The following is an 11,920-nucleotide window of genomic DNA, read 5'->3' as shown; positions in this document are numbered from 1 at the left end:
AAGCCGATGGAGAAGATCGAGGGCATCCGCATCCTTCAGGTCGATGGCCTCAATGGTAACGGCCATGGCGGCAATGGCAGCCGCAGTGCCACCGACGAGGTGATCGACTCGGCACTGCGCTACCGCGTCCAGGCGCCGCTGATCGACTCGCTTCTGGCGGACATCGGCGTCGAAGGCGGCAACCTCGCCAGGATGCCGGGCCTGATCCGGGAGGCTCGCGACATGCAGGGCATCAAGGACTCCGCGCGCAAGGGCGGCGGTGGCGAGAAGCCAGCCGCTGCACCCTCGCCTGCAGCCGACGGCGAGCCGCCCGCCGAGCGCAGCCCCCGAAAGAAGAGCTGAGGTCGCACCATGGCCCGCGTCTACGTCTCGACCGTCGTCAAGGCGCGCAACGATCGCGTCTGGGCGCGAGTGCGCGACTTCAACGGTCTGCCGAACTGGCATCCCGCGATTGCGGAAAGCCGCATCGAGGGTGGCGAGCCCTCCGACAAGATCGGCTGCGTCAGGGATTTTCGCCTCCGCAACGGCGATCGCATCCGGGAAAAGCTGCTTGGCCTGTCCGATTACGACATGTTCTGCACCTACTCGATCCTCGAATCCCCGATGGGGGTCGAGGACTACGTCGCGACGCTTCGGCTGACGCCGGTCACGGATGGCGACCAGACCTTCATGGAATGGACCGCTGAGTTCGAATGCGCACCCGAGCGGGAGGCGGAGCTTGTCGCGAATATCGGCGGCGGCGTGTTCCAGGGCGGCTTCGACGCCCTCAAACGCCAGTTCGGAGGCTGAGCGCAGTGCCGCATATCGTCAAGAGCACGATCCTGGATGCGCCGACCGGGTCCGTGTGGGCGGTGCTGCGCGATTTCAACGGGCACGATCGCTGGCATCCGGCGGTCGCGGCCTCCACCATCGAGCGGGCGCAGGCCTCGGACAAGATCGGCTGCGTCAGGCGGTTCAAGCTGCAGGACGGCTCGGAGCTGCGCGAGCAATTGCTGACGCTGTCGGATCTGGAGCAGACCTTCAGCTACTGCCTGCTCGATACGCCGGTCCCGATGTTCAACTACGTAGCCCACGTCCGCCTGCTGCCCGTGACGGACGGCGACCGTACCTTCTGGCACTGGGAATCGCGCTTCTCGACGCGGCCGGAGGACAAGGATCGTATCACCCACATGGTCGCGGAAGATATCTACCAAGCGGGATTCGTAGCGATCCGCCGACACCTCAAGGAGGCTGTGTCAACATGACTGTGACGGTGAAGACCTTCACAAGCTCGAGCGAGGCCGCCGCCGCGCTGTCGTCCGATCGCACCGCTCGCTATCTCGGTGGCGGCACGCTCGTGATGCGCGCTCTGAACGAAGGCGATATCTCGCTCTCGACCATCGTGCGCGCCAATGACCAAGCCTTGACGCGCATCGACCCATCTGGTCCGCGGATCACCTTGGGTGCTGGCGTAACTTTCGCCCGGATTCTGGGCGAGCGTGACCTCGCTTTCCTGCACGCCCCTGCCCGCTCGATTGGCGGCCCGGCGGTGCGCAACATGGGTACGGTGGGCGGCAATCTGTTTGCGCCTAATCCCTATGGCGATTTCACCGTCGCCCTGCTTGCGCTCGATGCCACGGTGGCCCTGCAAGGCGGCTTTGGATCGCGCGACATTCCAATTGAGGAGTTTTTGCAGTCGCGTGAAAGGCAGGCGGGCATGCTCGTGCTGTCGGTGTCCTGCACGCGACCGACAAGCCCGGAGGCTTTCCGCTACCGCAAGATCGCGCGGATCAAGCCCAAAGGCGGCTCGGTCATCACGCTCGCCGCACATCTACCAATCAGTGGCGGACGGATCGCCGGGGCACGAATTGCATTGGGATCGATGGCGCCGACGCAAATACGTGCGCGGGCGGCCGAACGCGCTTTGGAAGGCCGATCGCTCGATGCCGCGACCGTTGCGGCCGCAGCCTCCGCAGCCGCGGAAGGAACATCGCCATCCGACAACGCGCTCGGCAGCGCCTGGTATCGCCGCGAGATCGTCGGCGTACATCTGCGTCGTCTTCTCTTGGGTCAGGAATAGATCGTATGGCCAAGACTGCCCTGCAATTTCGTCACAACGGCAGCGAGGTCGCCATTTTCGTCGATGGCGGCACCAACCTGCTCGTCGCCCTCCGCGAATTGATCGGCGACATAACGCCGAAATTCGGTTGCGGCCAGGGCGGCTGCGGCACGTGCAGCGTTCTGATCGATGGCGAGCTTCATCTCTCCTGTCTGACGCTGGCCGAGACGGTCGCGGGCCGCTCCGTCGAGACGCTGGATAGCCTGAAGCAGGGACCGAACCTCCATCCGCTGCAACGCGCCTTTGCCGAGAATTTTGCTGCCCAGTGCGGATATTGCACGCCGGGCATGCTGATGGCTGCCAAGGCATTGCTCGATCGCAATCCCTCCCCGAGCCGCGCTGAAGTCGTCGAGGCGATCTCCGGCAACATCTGCCGGTGCACCGGCTACGAGCCGATCATCAACGCCATCCTCGCTGCCTCCGGCGGCCGGGTGAGCGCCTGAAGGACCAGATCATGCTGGAACTGCGCAAAGACATTTTCGCCGACGAGCGCGACGACGATCTCAAGGAGATCGGCAAGGGCACACAGCGCCAGGACATGCTCGGCCATGTCACGGGCACATCGAGCTATTTCAACGACCACAAGCTCCAGGGCATGCTGCACCTGAAAGTCGTTCGCTCGACCCATTCGCACGCAAGGATCCGGCGGATCGACACAACCGACGCTGAACGCTCAGCCGGCGTGCGCCGGATCATCCGCGGCTCGGACGTGCCCCGCAACCTCAACACACTTTTGAGCCTGATCAATTTCGGCAAGGACGACGAGCCGTCGCTGGCCGTCGACAAGGTCCGCTACAAGGGTGAGCCGATCCTAGCCATCGTCGCCGACAGCGAGCGCGAGGCTTTTGAGGCCATTGCGAAGGTACGGATCGACTATGAGCCGCTGCCGGCCGTGTTCGACGTGGAAGATGCGCTGAAGGCGGGCGCGCCCGTCGTCAACGATACCTATCCGAAGAATGCCTTCATTTATCACGACAGATACGACCACCAAAAGCTCCGCTTCGGCGATGCCGATGCCGCACTCGCGACTGCCGATCACGTGCTCGAACAACGCTACCAGATGTCACCAATCGAGCACGCGCCGACTGAAACCAACGGGTCGATCGCGGCGCCCGACACCAACGGTCGCTATGTCGTCTATACGTCGACGCAGGCGCTGTTCTTCTCGGTTGACACCTGCGCCAAGATTCTCGACGTCCCCTCCAACACCTTCCATTTCATCGGCGGCACCGTCGGCGGCGGCTTTGGCGGCAAGGTGGACACGCTGACCGAACCTTTATGCATCCTAGGTGCGATGCTAACGGGACGTCCAGTGCGCTACGTGTTCGGACGCGAAGAAGAGATGCAATACGGCCCGCCGCGCGGCGCCGAGCGCATCTACATCAAGGACGGCGTGATGCGCGATGGCCGGGTCGTCGCGAGAAAGATCCGCGCATATTTCGACAGCGGCGCATATACGCGGCTCTCCAGTTATGCAGCCGTGAAATGCGCAGCCCACCTGCCAGGGCCCTACACCATCCCGAACGTCTATGGCGACGTCTACTGCGTCTTCACCAACCGTACGCCGGCGACCGCGATGCGCGGCTTCGGCGTCACCGCAATGGATTTTGCGATTGAGTGCCAGATGGACAAGCTCGCGAATCTCATTGGCATGGATCCGATGGAGTTCCGCATTCTCAATGCCTATCGCGACGGCGACATGAAGGCGCATCGGCGCGAGGCCAAGAACACGGCGCTGATCGAGTGCGTCCAGGTCGCCGCGGAGAAAGCCAAATGGCCGATCCGCGACGAGTTCAAGCGCGCCTCCTCGCGCAAGGACGGTGGCGGCAGCCGCGCCGCCATCCCGCGGACGCCTTCCGACACCTCCGCGAGGACAGCTGCGCCGGCGCAGCAGCGCACGAGCTATGATCGCCTGCCGACGGCCGGGTTACGGGAACCGCCGCGCGAGCCCCCACCACCCGCTCCGCCCCCGCCGCAGCCACCGCGGCCGGCATCGCCCTCGCATGGGGCGGGCCGCTTCTCATCCGTGTTCGGCACCAGGAGACGTTGAGATGACCCGACATCGCGGACGCGGCATCGCGTCGGTCAACTATCCCATCGGCATGAACCTCGGCGGCGATCCCAGCCAAGCCCTGGTTCATTCCAATCCAAGCGGCAAGTTCACCGTGGCGCTATCCTCGATCGACCTCGGCCAGGGCATGAAGTCGGTAACGCGGCAGATTTGCGCAGAGACGCTCGGCGTGCCCGTCGAGGACGTCTATGTCGACACCGCCGATTCCGACACCGGCCCGCACTGCATGGGCTCGTTCGCCTCGCGCGGCACCCATCGCGTCGGCAATGCCGTGATGGCGGCGGCGCGCGAGGCCCGCGGCGTGATGATGGAGGCCGCCGCGGAGGAACTGGAGGTCAACGCCGCCGATCTTGAAACCGACGGGCGTGGCAACATCCACGTCAAGGGCGCGCCGCACCGCTCGATCTCCACCAAGGACGTCGCCATCGCCGCGCAGTTCAAGCAAGGCAAGACCATCGCCGGCCGTGGCATCTTCCTGGTTCCTCTGTCCAATGTCGATCCGGAAACCGGCGAGATGTCGCCGGCGACCTGTTACGCCCATGCCTGTCTCGTCGCCGAGGTCGAGGTTGACGACGAGACCGGCGAGGTCACGATGATCCGCATGGATTCTGCCTATGAGCTCGGCCGTGCGCTCAACCCGCGCCTGGTCGAGCAACAGCTCGTCGGCGGCGCCTGGATGGGCGTCAGTCACGCGCTCTACGAGACGCCAGAACCCTATTATCCCGACCCGGTCCACGGCCCTCGCGACTTCGTCGAATATGTCATGCCCGGTCCTGGCGATATCTGCCCGCACGACATCGCCGTATTGGAACGCCCCGCTCCCGATGGCCCCTTCGGCGCCAAGGGGCCCGGCGAAATGTGCGCGAATCCCGTATTGCCGGCGGTTGCGAACGCCATCTTCAACGCCGTCGGCGTGCGCATCGACGATCTGCCGATTACGCCGGAGAAGGTGCTGCGCGCGATCAAGGAGGGCGGCGCGCGCCCTCAGGCGCGGCGCTGAGGTCTCGATGGCCGTCCGCAGCAACATCGTCGGCATCGACAGCCCAGAGGCACTGGAGAAAGCGCTTCGGGCAGCCTATTACCTTGCCGACGAGGGGCTGGCGACCGCAGCCTATCTCGGGCTGGCACTCGGCAAGCCATTGCTGCTCGAGGGCGCGCCGGGCGTCGGCAAGACCGAGGCCGCCAAAGCCATTGCCGCGGTCCTCGGCCGCCGCCTGATCCGCCTGCAATGCTACGAAGGCATCGACGCATCTGCCGCACTCTACGAATGGAACTATCCGCGCCAGATGCTCGCAATCCGCCAGGCCGGCGATGAGAGCGTCGACATCTACGGCGAAACGTTTTTAATCGAGCGACCGATGCTGGCGACGCTGCGCGCACCTGACTCAACTGTGCTGCTGATCGACGAAATCGACCGCGCCGACCAAGAATTCGAAGCCTTCCTGCTCGAGTTCCTGTCCGACTTCCAGATCTCGATTCCGGAGCGCGGTACGGTTCGCGCCTCTGAGCGCCCGGTTGTCGTCCTGACCTCGAACCGCACGCGGGATCTTCATGAAGCGTTGCGGAGGCGATGCGTCTATCACTGGATCGACTATCCCTCCGCCGAGCGCGAAGCGCGCATCGTGATGATGCGGGCCTCCAGCGTCGCCGAGGGCACCGCGCGGGCCGTCGTCGCCGCCGTCGAGAAGCTGCGACGCGAACCACTCAGCAAGGCGCCCGGGATCGCCGAGGCCGTCGACTGGGCCGAGGCCGCCACGCTGCTGCACAAGGGCGGCGCACGGTGGCCTGATGCCTTCAGGCGCTCGATCGGCGTTGCCTTGAAAGACGAGGAGGATCTGCACTTCATTTCGCCGCGCCTCGATGCCCTGCTGGCGGAGGCCTCTGCATGAGCGCCGAACCCGAATTGCCGCGCGCTGCGCGTGTATTCATCTCGTTCGTCGGATTGTTGCGAACGAACGGATTTGCCGTCGCACCGGAACAGACGACGTCGTTCCTGGCCGCAATCCAGTTGCTCGGTCCCCGCAGCCTGGAGGACATTCGGCAGGCAGCCCTCGCAACACTAGCCCCTCCACCAGAGCGTCGCGCAACGTTCGACCGGCTGTTCGATCTGCATTTTCGCGGGAACGAGGCAATCGACCGCGTCAATGACGGTGAGGACGACGAGACTGTTCGGCTGCAAGAGGAGGCCCGTGGAAACGACGAGCCGCTGTTGTCGGACGAGGCCAACGAGTCCGGTCTCGCAGCTGCGCGCGCCGAAGCCCTGGTCGAGCGCCGCTTTGCGCAGCTCTCGACCACCGATGCGCTGCGCCGGCTGTCCCGCGAGGCGCCGAGGCGCCTGCCGAAGCGGCGCGGCCATCGCCGCATGCGGGCTCGCAGCGGACCCTACGCGGATTTGCGCCGCACCCTGCGCGACTCCGTTCGCAGCGATGGCGAAATCCTCCGGATGGGGCGTTTGAAGCGGCGGCAGCGCCCACGCAAGGTGTTGCTTCTGATTGACGTCTCCGGCTCGATGAAGACCCGCACCGAAGAGAATATGAAGTTCGCGCACACGTTGGTGCAGGCGGCGCCCAACGTCGAGGTCTTCACCTTCGGCACGCGGCTGACCCGCATCACCCGCCCGTTGCGACTCAAACGCCGAGAGCAGGCGCTCAGGGCGGCGGCCCATGCGGTCAGCGACTGGGACGGCGGCACCCGAATCGGTGACGCCCTTCAGGCCTTTCTCGCCGTGCCCCGCTTCGGCGGATACGCTCGGGGCGCTGCCGTGATCATCGTTTCCGACGGCCTGGAACGGGGCGAACCCGATGCGCTGCGCGATGCGGTCGCGAAACTATCGCGCCGTGCGTGGCGCGTGAGCTGGCTGACGCCGCTCGCGTCTGGTCCCGACTTTCGCCCGCAGACCGAAGCGCTGGTCGCGATCGAACGCTTCGTCGACGACCTCGTCGATGGTGGCTCGAGCGCGTCGATCGTCGCGCACGTGCTGGCGCTGGGACAAAGGAGAGTTGCGTGACCGACGTCGTCGATGGACACCATCATATCTGGCGCCAGACCGACCTGCCCTGGCTGGTGGGTCCGATGCAGCCGCGCATCTTCGGTCCATACGAGCCGATCCGGCGCGATTACCCGATCGAGGAATATCTCGGCGACATCGAGGGCAGCGGCGTTACCCGCTCGGTCTATGTCCAGACCAACTGGGCCAATGACCGCTTCGAGGACGAGGCCGCTTGGGTGCAGCAGACCGCCGAGGAGCACGGCTGGCCGCATGCCATCGTAGCTTACGCCGACTTTTCGGTGGACGACGTGCGTCCACAGCTCGACCGCCTGAAGCGCTATGCCCTCGTACGCGGCGTTCGCATGCAACTGCATTGGCACGAGAAACCGCTTTATCGCTTTGCCGCGCGGCCGGACCTTTGCACCGATCCCGTGATCCAGCGCAATATCGCCCGCCTTGCGGATTATGGCTGGAGCTTTGACCTTCAGGTGTTCACGCCACAGATGCCTGACGCTGCGCGCCTTGCGGAATCCTGCCCTAAGGTGACCTTTATCCTCCAGCACGCCGGCATGCTGGAGGACCTTTCACCGGCAGGCCGCGCCGCGTGGCGCGCCGGGATGGCCCGCCTCGCCGCATGCCCGAACGTCGTGTCGAAACTATCGGGGCTCGGAACCTTCATCCACCGCAACGACCCCGCGCATGTCGCATCCGTCCTGACCGATACGATTGCGATCTTCGGCGCCGAACGCTGCCTGTTCGGCTCGAATTTTCCGATCGAGAAATTGTGGACCAGCTATCGCGCGTTGATCGATGCATTCCGTGCCGCCGCGGCGCCGCTACGCGATGATCAGCGCGAAGCCATTTTCAAGACCACCGCTATGCGCGTCTATCGGCTCTGAGCGCCGAGGAAACAACGAGAACGGACACAGGGAGGGACGGAATGCCGCTGGAGATCAAGATTTTGGACTATGGCGATATTGAGCTGGAATCGAGCTTTTTGGTTCTCGGCCGCGATTGCGGCCGCACCCGCCGCGTCCTCACCCTCGGTTTCCTGATCCTCGGCGGCAAGTATCCGGTCGTGGTAGACACCGGTTACCGTTCCAACCAGATCATGGAAACGCTGGGGATGCGCGGCCTGCAGTATCACGAGCACATGATCGAGAACCAGCTTGCGCGGCACGGCGTGCGGATGGGCGATGTGCGTTTCGTCTGCCACACCCATCTGCACATCGACCACGCCGGCAAGGACGATCTGTTTCCGATGAACACGACCGTCGTCCTCAACCGCCGGGAGCTTGAATATTCCGTGTCCGGCCTGATGCATCCGCAATATCCGGCGCCGGATATCAAGCATCTGATCGACCGTCTGCACACCAAGAGTGCGCTGCGCTTTCTCGACCTCGAGATTACAGGTCCCATCGAGCTGATGCCGGGCGTCTACTGCGACGCTGCGAATGCGCATACCGAGGGCTCGATGAACATCATCGTCGAAACCGCCGACGGCATCGCCACCATCTGCGGCGACGTGATCTACGATTTCAACGATCAGATCGTGACGCCCTTCAACGAGATCCACGACTGGGAGCCACGCACCACTGGCAACCACGGCACCACCAAGCGGGCCGAGAAGGCCGCCATCAAAAAGCTGCTCAGCAATTCGCGCTATCTGCTGCCGGTCCACGACCGCCCCGCCAAGATCGAAGGCGGCAACGTCGTCGGCCGGCTGCACGACCAGGTGCCTGGGCCGGTCGTGCAGTCTCTGCCCCAGCGCAACTGGTTTCCGGCCTAGACGCCAGAGGATCGACCGATGACCCACGTCACCTTGCGCTCCGAATTCGAGACCCTGATCGATCCCTACGCACCAGTCGCGCAAATCGGCACCGGTTTTGACTTCACGGAGGGACCGATCTGGCATCCGGTCGATCATTATCTGCTGTTCTCAGACATGCCGGGCGACGTGCGCCGGCGCTGGGATTCGCGGCACGGCATTGCCGAGGTCAAACGCCCGTCGAACAAATGCAACGGCATGACCTATGACGCCGAACTTAATTTGGTCGTTTGCGAGCACGCGACATCGTCGTTGATCCGCGAGCGGCCGGACGGGCGGCGCGAGGTGCTGGCCTCGCACTTTGGGGGACAGGAGCTCAACAGCCCCAACGACGTCTGCGTGCACTCCTCCGGCGCGATCTATTTCTCGGACCCCTGGTATGGCCGCATGCCGGTCTATGGCGTCGAGCGGCCGAGGCAGCTCGGTTTCCAGGGCGTCTATCGCGTCGTGCCCGGCGCCGAGCCGAAGCTGGTCGTGGATCGCAATCTGTTCGACCAGCCGAATGGGCTGTGCTTCTCGCCCGACGAGAAATTGCTCTATGTCAACGACACCGTACAGGCACTCATCCGTGTATTCGACGTCAACGGCGACGGCTCGCTGTCGAGTGCGCGTGTGTTCGCGAGCGGTATCCGCTCCGAGCTCGAGCCCGGCTTGCCCGACGGCATGAAGTGCGACCAGCACGGCAACGTCTGGGTTACGGCACCCGGCGGGGTCTGGGTCTATTCGCCGCGGAGCGAGCTGCTCGGCAAGCTCCGCTTGCCCGAACTCGTCGCCAACCTTACCTGGGGCGGGCCGGATTTCCGCACGCTGTATCTGACTTCGACGCACTCGGTCTATGCCATTCCCACCAGGGTCGGACCGCGCCACGAGCCCTATATGAGCGGCAAGCGAGGCAGCGGCACGGCGGCCGCGGGCTCTGCTTCCGCTGCCCCCATCCTTGCCGACGGCGAAATGCAGCTCGACCCGCGACGCTGCGCCATGATCATCCAGGATCTCCAGAACGACGTCATCATGGACGGCGGCGCCTTTGCCGATTCCGGCGCGCCAGGTCACGCGAAGCAGCAGCGCGTCGTCGAGAATGTCCGCCGCCTGGCCGAATCGGCGCGGGTGCGCGGCGTCGCTATCATTCATGTCTGGTTCGTCGTCGAGCCCGGCGCGCCCGGCGTGACGCTGAATGCGCCGCTGTTCGAGGGTCTCGTCGACAGCAAGGCGATGGTGCGCGGAAGCTGGGGGGCGGCACCGGTGTCAGGTCTCGAACCCCGGCCCGGCGATTTCGTGGTCGAGAAGGTACGAATGAGCGCCTGGGAGGGCACGAGGCTCGAAACGATCCTGAAAGCCACCGGCCGCGACATGATCATCAACACCGGCGCCTGGACCAACATGTCGGTCGAGCACACGGCGCGGACCGGTGCCGACAAGGGCTACTTCATGATCGTTCCCGAGGATTGCTGCTCGACCATGAACGCCGATTGGCACGCCGCGTCGATCAATTTCGCCATGCAGAACGTCGCCGTCGTGACCAAGGCCGATGCGGTCATCAAAGCGCTGGGATGAACGGTGGCGAAGCTCCTGCACCTGTCCTGCTCGCCCCGCGACGACTCCTGGTCAGGCGCCGGCGCACGCGTTTTCCTCGACGGCTTTCGCCAAGCTCGGCCCGACTGGGACGTGGACGTTATGGATCTCTGGCGCGAGCGCTTGCCGGAATTTTCAGGCCCCATTGTCGAAGCCAAATATGCACGGATGAAGGCGCAGGCCTTCAACGACGCGCAGCGCGACAGCTTCGCGGAAGCCGAGCGGATGGCGGTGCGCTTAGCGCTCGCCGAGCGGGTGCTGATTTCGACGCCGATGTGGAACTTCGGTATTCCCTATAAGCTCAAGCAATGGTTCGACATCATCGTCCAGCCCGGGCTCACCTTTCGGTTCGATCCGTCGCTGGGGTATATCCCGTTGCTGAAGGACCGGCCGACCATCGTCATCATTGCCAGTGGCAGCGATTTCGCCACCGGAATGAACCGCGGGCGCATCGACATGGCAACGCCTTACCTGCGCGAAATTTTGCGTTTTGTCGGCATCAGCAATGTCCGTTTCATTCCGATCGGACCAACCACTGGACCACAACAGCCCATCGAGGCGTCCCGCGAAAGAGCCCACCAACGTCTGGCCGCAATGGCCGAGAGCTTCTGATGCGCCCCGCAGGTCAGTCGAGGCTACGGCAGATTGTCCCGCAGAAAAATGTCGATGCGGATGCGCTCCTGGTCGGGGCTGATCGGCTCACCCGAACAATGCGCGAGCAGGACTCGCGCCGCAGACCGTGCCTCGTGGCCGGGATCCTGGTTGATGATGGCATCGAGCGTGCCGCGGACCAGGAAACGCCGCGTGTATTGGGTCAGCTCATGGGCAATCCAGACCACCTCGCGCGACCGTCCCGAGGCCTCGAGCGCGTCGGCGATGCCACGGTTCCCGGCGCCGCAGCAGTATATGCCGCGCAGATCGGGCTGGCGCGCGAGCAGTGCCGCAGTGAGCTCCCGGGTGCGCTCGCTGTCGTCGCGGCCCTCGATCACGGGCAGCGCGTGCAGGTTCGGATACTCGCTGGACAGGATCTGGTGGAAGCCGAATTGCCGTTCGGTGTGATCGCGCAGCGACAACGATCCCGCGATGACGGCCACCGTCCCCTTGCGACCAGTGAGGAACCGTCCCATCAGCGTTGCAGCGGTGCGGCCTGCCGCCGGGTTGTCGATGCCGACATAGTGCAGCCGGCGCGAGCTCGGCGCGTCCGACACGAGGGTCACCACAGCGACCCCGCGCGCAGTGAGTTCGTCGATCGCGGCGCGCACCCTGGGATGGTCGAGCGCGATCACGGCGACGCCCTGATAGGCAGGCGAGAGATTTTCCAGCGCGGCGGCGAGTACGTCCGGATCGAACACGTCGACACGC

At 64.6% G+C, this 11,920-nt stretch carries 14 protein-coding genes; 13 read left to right on the top strand and 1 reads right to left on the bottom strand.

Features of this window, described 5'->3' with window-relative positions; all coding sequences use genetic code 11:
- From IVB32_RS36635 to IVB32_RS36575, 13 genes are all read left to right on the top strand, one after another.
- On the top strand, positions 1-342 hold a 342-nt coding region (locus IVB32_RS36635; protein WP_276576790.1), incomplete at its 5' end, for a flotillin domain-containing protein.
- A gap of 9 nt (positions 343-351) precedes the next feature.
- Positions 352-789, top strand: a complete 438-nt coding sequence (locus tag IVB32_RS36630) for an SRPBCC family protein (RefSeq protein ID WP_018458734.1) — start codon at positions 352-354, stop codon at positions 787-789.
- Positions 790-794: 5 nt separating this feature from the next.
- Complete coding sequence (locus IVB32_RS36625) at positions 795-1,244, top strand: SRPBCC family protein (protein ID WP_018458733.1); 450 nt, start codon at positions 795-797, stop codon at positions 1,242-1,244.
- Positions 1,241-2,059 (top strand): FAD binding domain-containing protein, encoded by an 819-nt coding sequence (locus tag IVB32_RS36620; RefSeq protein WP_085350839.1) that lies wholly within the window; start codon positions 1,241-1,243, stop codon positions 2,057-2,059. The genes IVB32_RS36625 and IVB32_RS36620 overlap by 4 nt, the downstream gene beginning before the upstream one ends.
- Before the next feature lie 5 nt (positions 2,060-2,064).
- Positions 2,065-2,541, top strand: coding sequence for a (2Fe-2S)-binding protein (locus IVB32_RS36615; RefSeq protein WP_085350838.1), 477 nt, complete (start codon positions 2,065-2,067; stop codon positions 2,539-2,541).
- A gap of 11 nt (positions 2,542-2,552) precedes the next feature.
- Complete coding sequence (locus IVB32_RS36610; RefSeq protein WP_247412971.1) at positions 2,553-4,148, top strand: molybdopterin cofactor-binding domain-containing protein; 1,596 nt, start codon at positions 2,553-2,555, stop codon at positions 4,146-4,148.
- 1 nt (position 4,149) lies between these two features.
- Positions 4,150-5,169 carry a molybdopterin cofactor-binding domain-containing protein gene (locus IVB32_RS36605; RefSeq protein WP_247338708.1) on the top strand — a complete coding sequence of 340 codons (1,020 nt, stop codon included), beginning with the start codon at positions 4,150-4,152 and terminating at the stop codon, positions 5,167-5,169.
- 7 nt (positions 5,170-5,176) lie between these two features.
- Positions 5,177-6,058 (top strand): MoxR family ATPase, encoded by an 882-nt coding sequence (locus IVB32_RS36600; protein WP_018458729.1) that lies wholly within the window; start codon positions 5,177-5,179, stop codon positions 6,056-6,058.
- Positions 6,055-7,176, top strand: a complete 1,122-nt coding sequence (locus tag IVB32_RS36595) for a VWA domain-containing protein (RefSeq protein WP_247412970.1) — start codon at positions 6,055-6,057, stop codon at positions 7,174-7,176. The genes IVB32_RS36600 and IVB32_RS36595 overlap by 4 nt, the downstream gene beginning before the upstream one ends.
- Positions 7,173-8,057: an amidohydrolase family protein gene (locus IVB32_RS36590; protein WP_247412969.1), complete on the top strand. Its 885-nt coding sequence runs from the start codon at positions 7,173-7,175 to the stop codon at positions 8,055-8,057. The genes IVB32_RS36595 and IVB32_RS36590 overlap by 4 nt, the downstream gene beginning before the upstream one ends.
- A 41-nt stretch (positions 8,058-8,098) precedes the next feature.
- The gene (locus tag IVB32_RS36585) at positions 8,099-8,947 is read left to right on the top strand and encodes an MBL fold metallo-hydrolase (protein WP_007593031.1); all 849 of its coding nucleotides are present in this window, start codon (positions 8,099-8,101) and stop codon (positions 8,945-8,947) included.
- An 18-nt stretch (positions 8,948-8,965) separates the two neighbouring features.
- Positions 8,966-10,540, top strand: coding sequence for an isochorismatase family protein (locus IVB32_RS36580; protein ID WP_204510803.1), 1,575 nt, complete (start codon positions 8,966-8,968; stop codon positions 10,538-10,540).
- 3 nt (positions 10,541-10,543) lie between these two features.
- Positions 10,544-11,170 carry an NAD(P)H-dependent oxidoreductase gene (locus IVB32_RS36575; RefSeq protein WP_247338704.1) on the top strand — a complete coding sequence of 209 codons (627 nt, stop codon included), beginning with the start codon at positions 10,544-10,546 and terminating at the stop codon, positions 11,168-11,170.
- Positions 11,171-11,193: 23 nt separating this feature from the next.
- On the opposite strand, the gene IVB32_RS36570 is transcribed toward IVB32_RS36575, so the two are convergent.
- On the bottom strand, positions 11,194-11,920 hold a 727-nt coding region (locus tag IVB32_RS36570), incomplete at its 5' end, for a substrate-binding domain-containing protein (protein ID WP_247412968.1).

Origin of the sequence: Bradyrhizobium sp. 23 (assembly GCF_023073295.1) — a bacterium.
Lineage (GTDB): Bacteria > Pseudomonadota > Alphaproteobacteria > Rhizobiales > Xanthobacteraceae > Bradyrhizobium > Bradyrhizobium canariense_D.
Note: the sequence above shows the minus strand (reverse complement) of the source record. Positions and strands in the feature narration are given on the sequence as shown.

Coding starts and splice junctions, on each gene's coding strand:
- IVB32_RS36605 (WP_247338708.1), top strand. CDS start 4,150: ATGACCCGACATCGCGGACGCGGCATCGCGTCGGTCAACTATCCCATC.
- IVB32_RS36600 (WP_018458729.1), top strand. CDS start 5,177: ATGGCCGTCCGCAGCAACATCGTCGGCATCGACAGCCCAGAGGCACTG.
- IVB32_RS36595 (WP_247412970.1), top strand. CDS start 6,055: ATGAGCGCCGAACCCGAATTGCCGCGCGCTGCGCGTGTATTCATCTCG.
- IVB32_RS36615 (WP_085350838.1), top strand. CDS start 2,065: ATGGCCAAGACTGCCCTGCAATTTCGTCACAACGGCAGCGAGGTCGCC.
- IVB32_RS36630 (WP_018458734.1), top strand. CDS start 352: ATGGCCCGCGTCTACGTCTCGACCGTCGTCAAGGCGCGCAACGATCGC.
- IVB32_RS36610 (WP_247412971.1), top strand. CDS start 2,553: ATGCTGGAACTGCGCAAAGACATTTTCGCCGACGAGCGCGACGACGAT.
- IVB32_RS36580 (WP_204510803.1), top strand. CDS start 8,966: ATGACCCACGTCACCTTGCGCTCCGAATTCGAGACCCTGATCGATCCC.
- IVB32_RS36585 (WP_007593031.1), top strand. CDS start 8,099: ATGCCGCTGGAGATCAAGATTTTGGACTATGGCGATATTGAGCTGGAA.
- IVB32_RS36620 (WP_085350839.1), top strand. CDS start 1,241: ATGACTGTGACGGTGAAGACCTTCACAAGCTCGAGCGAGGCCGCCGCC.